General features: G+C 62.9%; 13 protein-coding genes. 10 read left to right on the forward strand and 3 right to left on the reverse strand.

The features are described from left to right. Window positions 1-4: 4 nt before the first annotated feature. The 7 genes from nuoL to GRI68_RS04585 are packed head-to-tail and all read left to right on the forward strand — an operon-like array spanning window position 5 to window position 8,506. On the forward strand, window positions 5-2,068 hold the full coding sequence (gene nuoL, locus GRI68_RS04555) for an NADH-quinone oxidoreductase subunit L (RefSeq protein ID WP_160616138.1): 2,064 nt from the start codon (window positions 5-7) through the stop codon (window positions 2,066-2,068). Window position 2,069: 1 nt separating this feature from the next. Continuing rightward, window positions 2,070-3,644, forward strand: coding sequence for an NADH-quinone oxidoreductase subunit M (locus tag GRI68_RS04560; protein ID WP_160616139.1), 1,575 nt, complete (start codon window positions 2,070-2,072; stop codon window positions 3,642-3,644). Beyond that, window positions 3,644-5,101, forward strand: a complete 1,458-nt coding sequence (nuoN, locus tag GRI68_RS04565) for an NADH-quinone oxidoreductase subunit NuoN (RefSeq protein WP_160616140.1) — start codon at window positions 3,644-3,646, stop codon at window positions 5,099-5,101. The genes GRI68_RS04560 and nuoN overlap by 1 nt, the downstream gene beginning before the upstream one ends. Before the next feature lie 3 nt (window positions 5,102-5,104). Continuing rightward, entirely contained in the window at window positions 5,105-5,815 is a 711-nt protein-coding gene (locus GRI68_RS04570) for a biotin--[acetyl-CoA-carboxylase] ligase (RefSeq protein ID WP_160616141.1), read from the forward strand. Between the two features lie 11 nt (window positions 5,816-5,826). Further along, entirely contained in the window at window positions 5,827-6,606 is a 780-nt protein-coding gene (locus GRI68_RS04575; protein WP_160616142.1) for a type III pantothenate kinase, read from the forward strand. Beyond that, complete coding sequence (locus GRI68_RS04580) at window positions 6,603-8,228, forward strand: ribonuclease J (protein WP_160616143.1); 1,626 nt, start codon at window positions 6,603-6,605, stop codon at window positions 8,226-8,228. Before GRI68_RS04575 ends, GRI68_RS04580 begins: the two co-directional genes overlap by 4 nt. A gap of 2 nt (window positions 8,229-8,230) precedes the next feature. Continuing rightward, complete coding sequence (locus tag GRI68_RS04585; protein WP_160616144.1) at window positions 8,231-8,506, forward strand: DUF1467 family protein; 276 nt, start codon at window positions 8,231-8,233, stop codon at window positions 8,504-8,506. Here the strand turns inward: GRI68_RS04585 and GRI68_RS04590 are convergent. Beyond that, on the reverse strand, window positions 8,503-10,953 hold the full coding sequence (locus GRI68_RS04590; protein WP_160616145.1) for a coiled-coil domain-containing protein: 2,451 nt from the start codon (window positions 10,951-10,953) through the stop codon (window positions 8,503-8,505). The genes GRI68_RS04585 and GRI68_RS04590 overlap by 4 nt on opposite strands. Window positions 10,954-11,068: 115 nt before the next feature. Between GRI68_RS04590 and GRI68_RS04595 the strand changes: the two genes are divergently transcribed. From GRI68_RS04595 to GRI68_RS04605, 3 genes are read left to right on the forward strand one after another with little or no spacing between them, the layout of a single operon-like run. Then, the gene (locus tag GRI68_RS04595) at window positions 11,069-12,235 is read left to right on the forward strand and encodes a hypothetical protein (protein ID WP_160616146.1); all 1,167 of its coding nucleotides are present in this window, start codon (window positions 11,069-11,071) and stop codon (window positions 12,233-12,235) included. 24 nt (window positions 12,236-12,259) lie between these two features. Then, window positions 12,260-13,228: a hypothetical protein gene (locus GRI68_RS04600; RefSeq protein ID WP_160616147.1), complete on the forward strand. Its 969-nt coding sequence runs from the start codon at window positions 12,260-12,262 to the stop codon at window positions 13,226-13,228. After that, the gene (locus GRI68_RS04605; protein WP_160616148.1) at window positions 13,225-14,592 is read left to right on the forward strand and encodes a sensor histidine kinase; all 1,368 of its coding nucleotides are present in this window, start codon (window positions 13,225-13,227) and stop codon (window positions 14,590-14,592) included. Before GRI68_RS04600 ends, GRI68_RS04605 begins: the two co-directional genes overlap by 4 nt. Before the next feature lie 140 nt (window positions 14,593-14,732). Here GRI68_RS04605 and GRI68_RS04610 read toward each other — a convergent pair whose 3' ends face one another. Both GRI68_RS04610 and gltX read right to left on the reverse strand, forming a co-directional pair. Then, window positions 14,733-16,016 (reverse strand): citrate synthase, encoded by a 1,284-nt coding sequence (locus GRI68_RS04610; RefSeq protein WP_160616149.1) that lies wholly within the window; start codon window positions 16,014-16,016, stop codon window positions 14,733-14,735. A 29-nt stretch (window positions 16,017-16,045) separates the two neighbouring features. Continuing rightward, window positions 16,046-17,452: a glutamate--tRNA ligase gene (gene gltX / locus GRI68_RS04615; protein ID WP_160616150.1), complete on the reverse strand. Its 1,407-nt coding sequence runs from the start codon at window positions 17,450-17,452 to the stop codon at window positions 16,046-16,048. Window positions 17,453-17,460: the final 8 nt, after the last annotated feature.

Consider the following 17,460-nt stretch of genomic DNA (forward strand, 5'->3'; position numbering starts at 1 on the left):
GAAATTGTCCTCGATCCTGATCATCGTTTTCCTGCCGCTGCTCGCGGCGATTGTCGCCGGGCTGGGCAATCGCGCCCTCGGGAACACGGTCGCCAAGTCGATCACGACCGGCGCCCTGTTCATCTCGTGCGCGCTTAGCTGGCCGATCTTCCTGTCGTTCGTAGGGGGGGCCGGCGAAGCGGGCGTTGTCGACGTGCTGCAATGGGTCCGCTCGGGCGACATGGCGTTCGACTGGGCGCTGCGGGTGGATACGCTCACCGCGGTCATGCTGGTGGTGATCACCACCGTTTCGGCGCTCGTCCACCTCTATAGCTGGGGCTATATGGACGAAGACCCGGATCAGCCGCGCTTCTTCGCCTATCTCTGCCTGTTCACCTTCGCCATGCTGATGCTGGTGACCGCCGACAATCTGGTCCAGATGTTCTTCGGATGGGAAGGGGTCGGCCTCGCTTCGTATCTCCTCATCGGTTTCTGGTTCAAGAAGCCCTCGGCCAATGCTGCCGCGATCAAGGCCTTTGTGGTCAACCGCGTGGGCGACCTCGGTTTCATGCTCGGCATCTTCGGCACCTTCATGGTTTTCGGCACCGTCTCGATCCCCGAAATCCTCGCGGCCGCGCCGGGCATGGCGGGCAGCACGGTCGGGTTCTTCGGCATGCGGGTCGACACGATGGACCTGCTCTGCATCCTCCTATTCATCGGCGCGATGGGCAAATCCGCGCAGCTGGGCCTCCACACCTGGCTGCCCGACGCGATGGAAGGTCCGACGCCGGTCTCGGCACTGATCCACGCCGCCACCATGGTGACCGCCGGCGTGTTCATGGTCTGCCGCCTGTCGCCGATGTTCGAAGCCGCGCCCACCGCGCTGGCACTCGTCACCTTCATCGGCGCAGCGACCTGTATCTTCGCCGCCACGATCGGCACGACGCAGTGGGACATCAAGCGGGTGATTGCCTACTCGACCTGTTCGCAGCTCGGCTACATGTTCTTCGCGGCGGGCGTCGGCGCCTATGGCGTGGCGATGTTCCACCTCTTCACGCATGCCTTCTTCAAGGCGCTGCTGTTCCTCGGCGCGGGCTCGGTGATCCACTCGATGCACCACGAACAGGACATGCGCTATTACGGCGGCCTGCGTAAGGAAATCCCGTTCACCTTCTGGGCGATGATGGCGGGCACGCTCGCGATCACGGGTGTCGGGATCTACTGGCTCCATGCCGGGTTCGCCGGGTTCCACTCGAAGGATGCGATCCTCGAAGTCGCCTTCGCGCGCGGGACCGAGCTCAGCCAGGTGGCCTTCTTCCTCGGTGCCTTCGCTGCGCTGCTGACCAGCTTCTACAGCTGGCGCCTGATGTTCCTGACCTTCTGGGGCAAGCCGCGCTGGGCCGCGTCCGAGCATATTGCGCACGCCGTCCACGACGGTCACGACGAACCGGAAGACCACAATCCGGCCAAACAGGAAGATGCGGGCGACGATGTCACGCACCAGGTACCGTCGCCGGCCTATGGCGCGGGCACGGGCGGCTATCGCCCGCACGAGAGCGGGCTGACCATGCTGATCCCCCTCGGCGTGCTTTCGCTCGGCGCCGTCTTCGCCGGTTACGTCTTTGCAGAGCCTTTCCTGAACCAGCCCGGTTTCTGGGGTGAATCGATCTATTACAACGAGGCGCTGATCCACGAGATGCACGAGGTGCCGCTGTGGGTGAAGCTCTCGGCCAGCGTCGTCATGCTGATCGGCCTGTTCTTCGCCTGGCTCGCCTATCTCAAGGACACGAGCATTCCGGGCACCTTCGTCAAGCAGTTCGGCCTGTTGCACGCCTTCCTGTTCAACAAATGGTATTTCGACGAGCTCTACAACACGATCTTCGTTCGCCCGGCCTTCTGGCTTGGCCGCAAGTTCTGGAAGGTGGGTGATGAAGGGATCATCGATCGCTTCGGCCCCAATGGTGCGGCCTGGGCGGTGATGCGTGGAAGCACCGTGGCCAAGCGCGTGCAATCCGGTTTTCTCAACACTTATGCCCTCGTGATGCTGGCCGGCCTCGTCGCCGCGATCAGCTGGATCATGGTGCGCTGACATGGACGGCTTTCCCATCCTTTCGCTGATGCTTCTCGTGCCGCTCGTTGCGGCCATCGCCTGCCTTCTCGTCGAGGCCAAGCTGGCGCGCACGATCGCGCTCGTGGCCACGCTGATCGACCTCGCTCTGGGCGTGGTGCTGTGGCTCAGTTTCGATATCGGCGGCGCGCAGTGGCAGTTTACCGAGAAGCACGCGCTTTTCGCAGGCTTCAATTACGCGCTCGGGATCGACGGGATCGCGCTGGTGCTGATTGCGCTGAGCGTATTCCTGATGCCGATCTGCATCCTGGCGAGCTGGGATTCGATCAAGACCCGCGTGGGCGAATACATGGCAGCGTTCCTGATCATGGAACTGCTGATGATCGGCGTGTTCGCCGCGCAGGATCTTTTCCTGTTCTACATCTTCTTCGAAGCCGGCCTGATCCCGATGTATCTAATCATCGGCGTGTGGGGCGGTACCAACCGGATCTACGCCAGCTACAAGTTCTTCCTCTACACGCTGCTTGGTTCGGTGGTTATGCTGATCGCAATGCTGTGGATGGCCAACGCTGCCGGGACGACCGACATCCCGACGCTGATGCAGTACGATTTCGCCGCCAATGCACAGACCTGGCTGTGGCTCGCCTTCTTCGCCAGCTTTGCGGTGAAGATGCCGATGTGGCCCGTCCACACCTGGCTGCCCGATGCGCACGTTCAAGCACCGACGGCGGGTTCGGTGATTCTGGCGGGCGTGCTGCTGAAGATGGGCGGCTACGGCTTCATCCGCTTCAGTCTGCCGATGTTCCCCGATGCGAGCGCGCAATTCGCGACGCTGATCTACGTCCTTTCGGTCGTTGCCGTGATCATCACCTCGCTGATCGCGCTGGTGCAGCAGGACATGAAGAAGCTGATCGCCTACTCCTCGGTCGCGCATATGGCGATTGTCACCGTCGGTCTGTTTGCGTTCAACACGCAGGGGCTCGAAGGCGCCGTGATCATGATGCTCAGCCACGGTCTGGTTTCGGGCGCGCTGTTCCTGTGTGTCGGCGTAATCTACGACCGGCTGCATACGCGCGAAATCGATCGTTATGGCGGGCTGGCGATCAACATGCCCAAATACGCGATTTTCTTCCTGTTCTTCACCATGGCCAGCATCGGCCTTCCGGGAACGAGCGGATTCGTCGCCGAATTCCTCTCGCTCGCAGGCATCTGGCAGGTTTCGACCTTCGTCACCGCGGCCTGCACCACCGGCATCATTCTGGGCGCGGCCTACATGCTTTACCTTTATCGTCGGGTTGCCTTCGGTGTGCAGCGCAACGCCGATGCCGCCGCGATGCCCGATCTGAATGCGCGCGAATGGATCGCGCTCGCCCCGATCGCCGCAGCGACGCTTTGGATGGGTGTTTACCCGGAGAGCTTCCTCGCGCCGATCCGGCAGGATATCGCCTCGCTTGATGCGCGTCTGGAACGCGTGGCCCCGGATTACGATAGCGACGCGAGCGCAGGGGAAGGCCGTGCGGCCGCCAATGCGCTTGCCCATGAAGGCGAAGGTCATGAGACCGGCGCCCACGACACGTCCGAAGGGGAGGCACACTGATGAACCTGCAAGCTTCCCTCATGCTCGTGCTGGCTGAAATCCTGATGGCGGTGTCCGGCCTCGTTCTCCTGCTGATCGCAGGCTGGGGCGGTGAGAAATCGAGCCGTCTGGTATCGATCCTCGCGGTTGCCGCGCTAGTCGGTGCGGCGGCGCTCACCGTGCCGCAGCTGACGTCCGACGGCCTTGGCGCCAGTGCCTTCGACGGTCAGATCCGTGCCGATGCGTTCGCCGGATTTTCCAAGATTCTCGCGATCCTCGCCGCCATCGTGACACTGATCGTGGCGCCGTCCTTCTTCCAGCGCGCGGGCAAGATGCGCCCGGAATTCCCGGTGCTGGTCGTGTTCTCCGTGCTCGGCATGGCGATCATGGTTTCTGCCCGCGATCTGCTGGCCTTCTATATCGGTCTCGAGCTCAACAGCCTGGCCGCCTATGTGCTGGCCTCGTTCCTGCGTGACGACGAACGCTCGGTCGAGGCGGGGGTGAAGTATTTCGTACTCGGCGCGCTGGCGTCCGGGATCCTGCTGTTCGGGATGAGCCTGCTCTACGGCTTTGCCGGCGGCACATCCTTCGATGCGATTCGCCTCGTGGGCCTCGATGGCGCTTCGACCGGATATGTGTTCGGCCTGACCTTCGTGCTTGTGGGCCTGGCGTTCAAGATTTCGGCTGTGCCGTTCCATATGTGGACCCCCGACGTCTACGAAGGCGCGCCGACCCCGGTTACCGGTTTCTTCGCCACTGCGCCCAAAATGGCGGCGGTTGCGATCCTCGCCCGGATCACGATGGAGGCCTTCGGCAGCCAGCTTCCGGCATGGCAGCCGATCATCATCACCGCCGCGCTGCTCTCCATTTTGTGGGGCGCGTTCGGCGCGATCGGGCAGACCAATATCAAGCGCCTGCTGGCCTATTCCTCGATCAACAATGTCGGCTTCCTGCTGATCGGCCTTGCCGCAGGTACGATGGCGGGCGTCTCGGCGATGCTGGTCTATCTGGCGATCTATGTTGCCATGGTGGCTGGTTCGTTCGTCGCGGTTCAGATGCTCACCGATGCCGATGGCAACGGGGTAGAGGATCTCGATGCGATCAAGGGTCTGTCGACAACACGTCCGATGATCGCCCTGGCGCTCGCCGCGATGATGTTCAGCCTGGCGGGTATTCCGCCGCTGTTCGGCTTCTGGGGCAAGTTCGTGGTGTTCCAGGCTGCTGTGCAGGCCAATCTGATCGTGCTTGCCGCGATCGGTATCGCTGCCAGCGTGGTAGGCGCGTTCTACTACCTCAAGATCGTCAAGCTGATGTATTTCGACGAGCCGGCCAATGTCGTGACCGGCAAGAGCGATACCAGCCACGGGGCGATCCTCGCGATCTGTGCGCTGATCGTATCGCCGCTTGGCTATCTGCTGACCATCCCGCTGGGCGATCTGGCCGACAGTGCCGCAGCCGCGCTCCTTTCGGTCGGCTGACCCTTGATCGAAACGACTGCCGAAACCGGCTCGACCAATTCCGATCTTGCCGCCCGCCTTGCCACAAGCGAGCGCGTGCCCGAACACCACTGGCTCGTGGCCGACAGGCAGAACTCCGGGCGCGGTCGCCAAGGGCGCAAATGGAACGATGGCGCGGGCAATTTCATGGGCTCGACCGTGGTCTATCCCGCCCCGAACGACCCGCCTCGTAGCACGCTGGCACTGCTCGCGGGCGTGGCGCTGCATGAAGTGGTCGCGCAATACGTTCCGCCGCCCGCACGACCCCAGCTCAAATGGCCCAACGACGTTCTGATCGGTGGTGCAAAGCTCTCGGGCATCCTGCTCGAAGGGTCTGGTGACGCCGTCGTAGTCGGCATCGGCGTAAACCTAGCGCAGGCCGCCGATCTGCCCGATCGCGACACGATCGCGCTGTCCGCCTTCGCACCGACGCCCGATCGTGATGCCTTTGCCTCCACGCTGGCCGCACAATGGGAGGAAGACCTCGCGCGTTGGCGCACCTATGGCTTGAGCCCGCTCATCGCCCGGTGGGAAGCCGCAGCCCATCCGAAGGGCACGAAACTGTTCGCCGAAGTGGCGGGCGAGGGGCGCATACCCGGTGCCTTCGACGGCCTGACCGAAGACGGCGCGGCGCGGCTGCGCTTGGATAATGGCGACGTACGTGTCATCCACGCCGGCGAACTGGCCTTCGCCTGAGGAACACGCCCATGCTGCTTGCCATCGATGTCGGGAATACCAACGCTGTTTTCGCGCTTTATAACGGGCGCGAACAGCTTACCCGCTGGCGGATCGCGACCGACGCCCGCCGGACCGGGGACGAATACGCGGTCTGGCTGATGCAGCTCCTCGCGCTCGAAGGGATCGACAAGTCGGAAATCGACACGATGATCGTCGGCACCGTCGTACCGCGCGCAGTCCACAACATCACCGTGCTGGCGCAGAAATATCTCGGTATCGAACCCCTGATCGCCGGCGAAGGCGCGGCCGAATACGGTTTCGATATCGATGTCGACCAGCCCAAGAGCCTGGGTGCCGATCGCGCGCTCAACGCGATCGCCGCTCACGACCGCTATAAAGGCGATCTGGTGGTGATCGATTTCGGCACCGCGACGACCTTCGATGCGGTCGACTTCAACGGGGCCTACAAGGGCGGCATCATTGCGCCGGGCATCAATCTGTCGCTCGATGCGCTGGTCGGCAACACCGCCAAATTGCCGCGGATCGCGATCCGCAATCCCGATACGAAGAGCGTGATCGGCCGCAATACCGAAGACCAGATGCTGATCGGCGTGTTCTGGGGTTATGTCGCGATGATGGAAGGACTAGTCGCACGGATGAAAAATGAGATCGGCCGCCCGGCCAAGGTGATCGCGACCGGCGGGCTCGCCGTCCTGTTCGATGAGGCAACCGACCTGTTCGACGCCGTCGATACGATCCTGACGCTCGATGGCCTTGCCATCCTCGCCGAGAAGGCGCGCAGCGCATGAAGCCGAAAAAGGACGAGCTCCTGTTCCTCGCGCTCGGTGGGTCGGGCGAGATCGGCATGAACGTCAATCTTTACGGGACCGATGGCAAGTGGCTGATGGTCGATCTCGGGATGACCTTTGCCGGCGATCAATATCCGGGTGTCGACCTCGTCTTCGCCGATCTCGAATTCATCGAGGAACGACGCAAGGATCTGGTCGGCATCGTGCTCACCCATGGGCATGAGGATCACATCGGGGCGATCCCCTATTTTGCCGACGAACTCGGTGTGCCGCTCTATGCCACACCGTTCACCGCGCGGCTGATTCACGAAAAGCTCGAGGAAGCGGGGCTGGTCGGCGACATCGAACTGAACGTCGTCGACGATCTCGAGCGCTTTGAACTCGGTCCGTTCGGTGTGCGATATGTGCCGCTCGCGCATTCGATCGCCGAAGGTAATGCGCTGCTGATCGATACGCCGCACGGCCGCATTTTTCACACCGGCGACTGGAAGCTCGATGACGAGCCAATCGTCGGCACGCCGACCAGCGAGGAAGAACTTCGCGCGATCGGCGAAGAAGGCGTGCTCGCACTGGTCTGCGATTCGACGAACGTGTTCGACCCCAAGGCTTCGGGTTCCGAAGGCGACGTCCGTCGCGCGCTCGATGAAGAGATCGGGCGCCATAAGGGCAAGCGCGTGGTGGTCACCACCTTCGCGTCGAACGTTGCCCGAATGCAGACACTGGGCGAGGTTGCGCGCGACACCGGAAGGCAATTGTGCGTCGCGGGCCGTTCGCTCGACCGGATCGCGCGGGTCGCTCAAGCGAGCGGCTACCTCAAGGATTTTCCGCCGACGGTCGATTGGGACACCGCGATGGGCCTTCCTCGCGGCGAGGTGATGATCATCGCGACCGGCGGGCAGGGCGAACCACGCGCTGCGCTGTCGCGCATCTCCGAAGGCAACCACCCGATTTCGCTCGACAAGGGCGATGTCGTGCTGTTTTCGAGCCGGCAGATTCCGGGCAACGAAATTTCCATCGGCGCCGTGATGAACCGACTGGCCGCAGACGGCATCGAGATGGTCACCGCCCGACAGGCCGACATCCATGTCTCCGGACATCCGGGCAGGCCTGAACTCGAAGCGCTCTATGAATGGATCGCGCCCGAGATTCTTGTGCCCGTCCATGGCGAAATGCGTCACATGACCGAGCAGGCAAAGCTGGGCAAAGAAGTCGGCATCCCCCGCCAGATCGTGCAATCGAACGGCGATTTGATCCGCCTCGCACCCGGCGCGCCAGGCAAGATTGGCGAAGAAAGGACCGACCGCTACGTCCTCGACGGAGATATCATCGCACCGGCGGACGGCGAGGGGATCACCATGCGCCGGCGTCTTGCACAGTCGGGCGTCGTAATCGTTGCGCTCGACAAGAACGATGCCCGGGTCAGCGCCGTGGGACTGCCGCTCGAAGAGGACCTCGAGGATTTTCTCGAGGAGGCGCGCCGTGATGTCATGACGGCATTGCGCAAACTCAAAGGCAGCCGCGCCCGCGACCCGGAACAGCGCCGCGAAGCCGCACGCCTCGCCGCTCGTCGTGCCGCCAAGCGCTGGTCGGGCAAGAAACCCCAAGTCGAGGTTCTGCTCTAGCCATGGCAATCACTTCGGTCCTGGCGATCTTCTTCCTGTTCTGGATTCTGGGCTGCTTCCTGATTCTGCCCTTCGGTTTCGAGCCGGTTCCGCGTGACGATCCCGATTTCGTCGAAGGACAGGCTGAAAGCGCACCGCGCCATTTCCGCCCTTGGAAGGTGCTTTTGCGGGGTACAATCCTCGCAATCGTGCTGTGCGCTTTGTTCTATGTGAACTACGTCAATGGATGGATCACGGCGCGTGACGTGGACATCAGTCGCCTCGTGCTCGATAACTAGCTGCGCAGGCGCTCGATCCCTTGGGCGAGCGCAACATAGAGCTTGCCCATATCGGAACTGAGGACGGTCACGCCGAGTGAATTGCCGTCGCGGGTCGAAAGCAATTGTCGCAGCATCGCCTCGAAATCGTGAATGTAACGGCTCACGTCCTCGCGGAAGCTGTCGTCGTTCTCGTACAGTTCGCCGATTTCACGCAGGTCGCTGTTGTCGAGCAGCCGCACCGCGCGCCGGGTGAAGATGCCTCGATCGCCCTTCAGATAGGCTGCCCAGGCGGTGTCTGTGACGTCCGCAGATAGGGCCTTGGCGATATCGATCGCCGAGGAATTGAGGCTCTCGGTGATGAGCGCCGCGCGGCGCGAGAAATCGTTGTCGACCTGCTCCTCGGCGCGTTCGCGAGCCTGTTCGATCCTCTGTTCGAGATTGCGCGTGAGCTCGTCGATCCTCGCCAGCTGGTCGCGCAGTTGCGTGGTGGCCTGGCGGGTGTGGTTGGCGGCCCGGGCGGTCGCTTCGTCGAGTGCCCCCGCCGTTTCTTCCATCCGCGTTTCAAGCGCGCGATCGATCGCGGCGCCGCTCGCCTCGCCGATCGTATTGGCCCATTTCGCGAGACTCTTCCCGCCATCGGTTTCGATCTGGCGGATGGCGGCGCTGTTCGCATCGCGCAAGGCGGCGATCGAAGCGCGGAGCTCGTCGCGGGCATGTTCGGCCAGTGTTTCGCTCTTGGCGTGCAGGCGATGGAGTTCCTCGGCGATCCCCGCAAGGTGCTTGTACTGCCGCTGCGTGCCTGCATCGAGGGTATGCGACCCATCGTCGAGGCGATTGAGCAGGGTGCCGAGTTCGTCCTGCGACCGATCCAGATCGGACGCGATTTGCTTCGACCGCTCGCCGGCGTCGCCCATCGACGCTCCGATCCGTCCGGCGCGTTCCTCGAGCTGCTGCAAGGCCTGTTCGCTTTCGCCCAGAGCTCGCGGCAGATCCTCCGCCCCGTGCTCGGCCGTTGCTCGCACGAGTTCGAGCAGCCGCACGGTGGTGTCGGTCAGCGATGTGAGCAAGCTCTCGGTTTCGCGGATACCGGCATCGGTTTGCGCAAGCCGTTCGCCCGTGGTGGCCAGTGCATCATCGAGCAGGCTTGCCGCTTCCCCGCCCGATGCGGCGGCCCGCGAAGCGGTTTCGGTAAGATCATCGAGGCGCGTGGTGAGCGTAACGGCAAGCGCGGCCACTTCCTCTGCACGCTCTTCATGCGCAGCGCGGCGCGCAGCGAGTTCGCCGTCGAGCGTTTCGAGTCGTTCGCGCAACGTCGCGATCGCGGCGTCCTGATCGGCGGCCGCCGTCTCGCGGCGCCTTGCCATGTCGTCATCGAACGCGGCCGCCTGGCGGGCGCTGTCTTCTGCCAGCGATGTGTGATGCGCGCGAATGTCGGCAATTCGCTGCGCTGCCGGTTCGATAACGTCGCCGTCGAGCGCGCCGAGTTCCCCGATGGCTTCCTTGATCTGTTCTCCGACTGCCGACCAGCGCTGCCGCATCGCCGCCAGCGCTTCGATTTCTTCCTGCTCGAACTGAACGCGCGCGTGAGCGACATTCTCGCTCAGCCGGTTGTAGCGATCGGCAAGGCCTTCTCCGGTCTCGTGCGTGCTTTTGGCGAATTCTTCGAATGCCTGGCCGATGCGTGCGCGCAGGCTCTCGACTTGCGTTTCGCTGGCTTCGCCGAATTCGTTGACCCGCTTGAGCCCCGCGATCATTTCGTCAAGCTGGGTCTGTGCCGTGCGTCCAGCCTGCGCAATCGTATTCGTCACGTCCTTGGTCGAGCTTGCGATCACAGGCAGGTTACCCCGCAGGCTTTCCATATTTTCCAAGGCATTGGCGGAGACTTCGGACAACCTTTCGACTTCGCGCCCGTTCTCCGAAATCAATGCATCCAGCCGTCCCGAATGTTCACCGAGGCGATCGGCGGCGAGCCGTCCGAGCGTATCGAGGTCGCGCGATTGCTGGGTGAGGAATTCGCGTGCCACGCTGAGCTCCCCATTGACGCGATGAAGGCGCGCCTCCAGCTGCTCGCTCTCCACCCGCAGAACCTGCGCCGCTTCTGCAAATTTCTCCGTCTCGCGGCGGCTCGTGCGCAGCGCGATCAGCCATCCGAGCGCGATCAGCGCGACGGGTGGTGCCCAGCTCCCGACCAAGGCGATCGCCTCCTGCGGTGTGACGCTCGCGAGACTGTCGCGATAGGCCCAGCCGAAAAACGCCGTCCAGCCAGCGATCGCGAGCAGGGCGAGGGTAGGCGCCAACCAACCCGAGCGCAGGCGAATTTCCTCTTCCTCATAGGATTCGAGATAGACATCTTCCGCAGGGTCCTCGCCGATCTCATCGTCGTGAAGGTCAAGGTCTTCGGCGGAGGCGATATCGTCCTGCTCGGGCGTGTCGCTGTCGATCGATTTGAGGTGCGTACGGTCCATGATTTCCACAATGTATCACCAGTACGCTGTGGATAAATAGCCTTTTAACCAAAACCTTGACCGGCGTGTATTCTATGCCACGTCTTACGTGTCTCAACCGGAGGAACCGCCACCCTTGCGTTTCGCGCTCATCTCGCTCGAAGAACCCGCCAATGGAGCCGATGGATCGCTGCGCGTATCGGGCAGAGCTATCTATCGCTGGCAGGCGGCGATGGCGCTGGCTTGCGGGTGCGAGCGCGTGTTGTGTTGGGCCCCGCGTGAGATCGCTGCGCCATTGGCCTTGCAGAAAGAGGTCGAGGGCAGGGGATCGCGGTTCCAGCCCGTCGGCGATTTGCACCGCCTTGCCCGCATTGTCGGGCCGGCTGACGAATTGCTGGTCTTTTCTCCCGGGCTGATGATCGATGAAGACCGGCTCGCGCATTTTGTCGAGGAAGGCCACGCGATTGCGACAATTCCTGCGCAAGAAGGCGGCGAGCAGGGTTTCGACCGGATCGACCTGACGCGGTTGGCGGCGGGCCTGATGTTCGTACCCGGCAGTCTCGTCGCGCAACTCGCGCAGCTCCCCGACGATTGCGAGCCGGGCGGCAGTCTGTTGAGAATCGCACTCCAGTCCGGTGTTCCGACGCGGCCGATGGCGAGCGAGGGCAGTGGCGTCTACCGGATCGTCCGGAGCGAGCAAGACAGCCGCGCGATCGAAAAGGGCTGGTTCGAACGCGACTGGGCGGCCAGCAGCGGGCCGAGGCGCGGCCTTTCGCGGACCCTCACCGATCTGGTCGGGCGGCGTAGCGTTCACGATGAACGCGCTTCTGGCTTTGCACTCGGCACGCTGGCGCTTGGTACACTCGCAGCGACGGGCCTCGCCGTGGGCGGCTATGCGGCGGCTTCGTTCGGTGCAGGCATCGTCGCGGCACTGGGCGGAGAAACCTATCGTCGTCTTCGCAGCGTGTCGAAGGCGCCCGGAACGACCGCCAAGCCGCGCTTCGCCGCCTGGCCGGCGATCTTCGTTGATGTCCTGCTCGCCGCTATCGTCGCCATGGCGCTCGACGAAGGTGCGGTGGCGGCATCCGATCGTATTTTCCTCGCCACCGCCCTGGTACTGGCGCTACGACTCGCCGATCGCGATTGGGGAGCGGCGCTGGCGGATCGTCCCGTGACTGCGGCCATGCTCGGTCTTGGGGCGGGGATCGGGTTATTGCTCCCCACAGTTCAGGTGCTGATTGTCGTCTGCCTCATACTCGCGCTCCATTTTGGGACGCGAGCGACACAAATAACCGCCGATTAACCTCGAACCTGCTATCGGATTGCGATGGATCAGGGCAGCCTTTCCCGCGGTAATAAGAACGGTTCGGCCGATGCCCTGCGCGACGCGCTGGTCCGCTGCGACCGGACATTGGGCGCGATTGGTCCGGTGCTGAGCCAGCTTGTCGCGGATAGCGACACCACGCTCTTCCATGAGGAAGTCCTTGCCCGGGTGCGCGGCATGCTCGACTCGCTCGCAGAGCGGCTTTTGCGACATTTTCTCGACGCTTCGGGAGCGGCGCAGGAAGAACGGGTGTCGGTTGCCAGCCTGGATCTCCTGACCCGTACACTGGGCGATGAGCCGGCGCTGCTGGGGCATCTCCATGCGCTCGCGATCGAATGGCGTCTCACCCAGCGTCTGTCGGAACGCCGCTCGATCGAACGGGTGCTGTCGCCATTGGTGCAAAAACTGGTCGGATCCGAAGACGCGGATCTGGCGCAAACGGCGATGGCATTTCTCACCGCGCAGGCCCGCTTTGTTCAGGCAGCTCAACGAATGCAGGTCGATCCGTCAGAATTGCCTGCCGATCTGTTGCATTCGAGCCTGACGATCCTGCGAAAGACGATTGGGAACCACCCCGATACGAGGCGCGCGGCGGACCTGGCGATCCGTCACGTGCAGGAAACCTACGATGAAGCGAAGACGCGGCTCGGTCTAGCTGCCGCGCTGGTATCCCGTGCATCGCTGCGTAAGCAGGCTCTCGATCCCGAAGCAGCGGGCATTGCACTGTTCGCGACGGCCTTGGGGGAGGCAAGCGCGCAAACGCGGGAGCAGACTGTTTTGGCAACGACCGAAGGTCAGGCCGTGCTGTTTGCCGTCATGTTGCGAGCGGCAGGTTGCGATCAAGACAGGACCGAACGCGTCCTGCTGTCCCTCTATCCCGAATTCAGTCTGCCGGAAGGGGTCGACGACCTGGACCGGCACCGGGCCGCATCGCTTCTTGCGGGCGATATCGGAGCGAGCGCGCGGATATGAACGCTCCTGAAAAGATCGAAGCGCACGCTTTCAGCGACCGGCGCGATCGTCTGGTATCTGCCGACGAGCCGCTGGCAGGTCTCCAGCTGCGCTGTGGCGGAGAAATCCCCGGTGTCATCGCGATCCCCGCATTGCTCGAAGAGGTCAGAAAGGCACGTCGTTACGGTCTCAAGATTGCACGTAGCATAACCGCGCGCGACGATGGCGAGGCAGTCTCGGCCTGGATCGAACTCACCCCGCTCGAGGATGGATGCGAGATCTACGTGCAGAACTGGCAGTCGCGCCCGCTCGATGAAACCGAGCACGCATCCGAGCGCGACGGCCCACCCTCCACCGAACGGGCGCTTGCCGATTTCACGGCGATCCTCGATGCCGATCAGCGGATTATCGCGGCGGAAAGCGAGGCGCGCGATCTCAAGCCGCTGCTCAAATCGATGGAGCGCCGCAAAAGCGAGCGCTGGACCGAGTTTGTTCATATCGACGGGCTCGGCGACGCTTCCACCATGCCGTGGCGTTTGCTCGATGGCGCGCATGCCGAAGTCGATTGTTCGGAGCGCAAATGGTTTGTCCGCCTTTTTCCCCGCCATACGCCTTCGGGCGATCTTGCGGGGCTCGAGCTGACCTTGACTGCCGATCGTCCGCTAGAGCGAACGTCGCGCGACGACGATCCTGACGATGCGGTCGATTACATGATCGCGCGCGATGTCGCGCCGGCACTGCGCCAGCCGCTTGCGCGGATCATCGCGAATGCCGAGACGATCCGCGCACGGCTCGCCGGCCCCTTGCCCGATCAATACAGCGACTACGCCGCGGATATCGCCTCTGCCGGGCAGCATTTGATGGCGCTGCTCGACGATCTGAGCGATCTCGAAGTCGTCGAGGCGACCGATTTCCGCACCGCGCCGGACAAGATCGACGTTGCAGACGTCGCTCGGCGCGCCGCCGGCATCGTGGGCGTCCGGGCGCGGGAAAAGGACATCGAGCTGGTGCTACCCGAGGAAGACGACCATGTGCCGGCAACTGCGGAGTTCCGCCGCGTTCTGCAGATCCTTCTCAATCTGCTCGGCAACGCGATCCGGTATTCACCCGAAGGTTCCCGCATCACGATCGAACTCGAACAGACCGGCCGCCACGCGTTCGTTCACGTAAGCGACGATGGCGACGGTATTCCCGCCGAAAAACGCGAGAAGATTTTCGACAAGTTCGAGCGGCTCGGCCGTTCGGGTGATGGTGGATCGGGCCTGGGGCTGTATATTTCACGCAGGCTGGCCCGCGCCATGGGCGGAGAGCTCGCCGTAACCAGCGAGGCGGGAGAGGGCGGACGCTTCACGCTGACGTTGCCCTTGGGGCCGGACGAAGACTGAGCGGCAATGCGCCAGGCTCAAATCGAGCAGCCTTTCTAAGACAGACGAAAAAAAGACCCGGCGCGCTGTTGCGGCCGGGTCTTGTTTCGCATTCCGGTTTATCCAGCGCCTGTGCCGAAGCGACGGGCGCTGGTGAACACTCAGCGCTTGTCGATCGACACGTAATCGCGCTGGGTGGGGCCGGTGTAGAGCTGGCGCGGACGGCCGATCTTCTGGCCAGGATCGGAGATCATTTCGTTCCACTGTGCGACCCAACCCACGGTGCGGGCGAGGGCGAACAGCGCGGTGAACATCGTTGTCGGGAAACCTATCGCCGACAGGATGATGCCCGAATAGAAATCGACGTTCGGGAACAGCTTCTTTTCCTGGAAATACGGATCGTTGAGCGCGATCTCTTCCAGTTGCAGCGCGGTTTCGAACACCGGGTCCTTGACGTCGAGCGCTTCGAACACTTCGCGCACCGTCTTCTGCATGACGGTCGCACGCGGATCGTAGTTCTTGTAGACGCGATGGCCGAAGCCCATCAGGCGGAACGGATCGTTCTTGTCCTTCGCACGCTCGATATAGTGCGGGATCTTGTCGGGCGTGCCGATCTCGTGAAGCATGTTGAGCGCAGCCTCGTTGGCGCCGCCATGCGCCGGGCCCCACAAACAGGCAATGCCCGCGGCGGTGCAAGCGAACGGGTTGGCGCCCGACGAACCGGCGAGCCGCACGGTCGAGGTCGAGGCGTTCTGTTCGTGATCGGCATGCAGGATGAAGATCCGGTCCATCGCCTTTTCGACCGCCGGGATCACTTCGTATTCCTCGGCCGGGACGCCGAAGGTCATACGCAGGAAATTGCCAGTGTAGGAGAGGTCGTTCTTGGGCTGCAGGAACGGCTGACCCACGGCGTATTTGTAGGCCATGGCCGCGATCGTCGGCATCTTCGCGATCAGGCGATGACTGGCGATCTTGCGCTGCTCGGGATCCGAAATGTCGGTGCTGTCATGGTAGAAGGCCGAAAGCGCGCCAACAACGCCGCACATGATCGCCATCGGGTGCGCGTCGCGGCGGAAGCCCTGATAGAACTGGCGCAGCTGATCGTGCACCATGGTGTGGCGCGTAATCGTATAGATGAAATCGTCGAGCTCGCCCTGGTTCGGCAATTCCTTGTTGAGCAGGAGATAGGCGACTTCCATGAAGGACGATTCTTCAGCCAGCTGACCGATCGGATAGCCGCGGTGCAGCAGCACGCCTTCTTCGCCATCGATGAAGGTCAGTCCGCTTTCGCAGCTCGCCGTCGAGGTGAAGCCGGGATCGTAGGTGAACTGGCCCGTTTTTGCATAGAGCTTGCGGATGTCGACGACATCGGGACCACAAGTTCCCGAAAGTTCGGGAAATTCGTAGCTTTCGCCGCCGGTTTGGAGTTTGGCCTGGTCGCTCACGCGCGATCCTCCGTAGTTAGGGTCATAGATTAAACCGCCTGATCGGCGATCCGTGCCAAACTTTCTTCCCTGCCGAGAAGAACAAGCACGTCGAAAATTCCGGGAGACTGGGTCGTCCCTGTCAGCGCGGCGCGCAGTGGCTGCGCCAGCTTGCCGAGGCCCAGTTGGAGCTCTTCGGCGAGCGCCTTGGTGCTGGCCTCCAGCGCGTCCAATGTCCAGTCCTTTTCCGCCGACAGCCGCTCATGGAGCAGCTTGAGCCGCTCGCGGCCTGTGTCGTCGAGTAGGATCGCCGCCTTTTCGTCGACATCGAGCGGACGGGTGCGCGTCAGGAAGGCAGCCCCGGTCGCTAGCTCGTCGAGATTCTTGGCGCGGGTCTTGAGTACCGGCATCGCCATTTCGAGCAATTCCAGCGCTGGTGGGTTGTCCATGCGGGCGGACACCAGTTTGGCGAGACGGGCATTGTCGGCCTCGCGGATGTGGTGCGCATTCATGTTGAGCAACTTCTTCAGGTCGAAGCGCGAGGGGCTCTTGCCGACATGGTCGAGATCGAACAACTCGACCGCTTCCTCGCGGGTGAACTCTTCCTTGTCGCCGTGGCCCCAACCCAGGCGAAGCAGGTAGTTGAACAGCGCTTCGGGCAAGATACCATGCTCGTCGCGATAGGCTTCGGCCCCCAATGCACCGTGTCGCTTGGACATCTTGGCGCCATCCGATCCGTGGATCAGCGGGACATGGGCATAGATCGGCTCGGGCCAGTCCATCGCGCGATAAATCGGCAGCTGGCGGAAGGCGTTGTTGAGATGGTCGTCGCCGCGGATCACATGGGTCACGCCCATGTCGTGATCGTCGACGACCACGGCGAGCATGTAGGTCGGCGTGCCGTCGGCGCGCAGGATGATGTAATCGTCGAGCTCGGCATTCTTGACCTTGACCGTGCCCTGGACCGCATCCTCGATGCTGGTTTCGCCATCGGTCGGGGTCTTGAGGCGGATTGTGTAAGCCTGCCCCTCCTGCTCAGGACCGGGCTCGCGATCGCGCCAGCGCCCGTCGTAACGCATCGGTTGCTTGTTGGCGCGCTGCTCGGCACGCATTGCCTCGAGCTCTTCCGTCGTGGCGAAGCACTTGTAGGCGTTGCCGCTCTCGAGCAATTTGTGTGCGACTTCGGCATGCCGCTCGGCGCGCTGAGACTGGAACACCGGCTCCTCATCAAAATCGAGGCCCAGCCAGTCGAGCCCGTCGATGATCGCGTCGATCGCTTCGCTCGTGCTGCGTTTCTTGTCGGTATCTTCGATCCGGAGCAGCGCCTTGCCGCCATGATGGCGCGCGTAGAGCCAGTTGAACAGCGCGGTGCGCGCGCCGCCGATATGAAGAAAACCCGTAGGCGAGGGCGCAAACCGGGTGACTACGGGCGCAGACGCGTTCGTCTCGCTTGCCATTCGAAAAA

Origin of the sequence: Alteriqipengyuania halimionae (genome assembly GCF_009827575.1) — a bacterium.
GTDB lineage: Bacteria > Pseudomonadota > Alphaproteobacteria > Sphingomonadales > Sphingomonadaceae > Alteriqipengyuania_A > Alteriqipengyuania_A halimionae.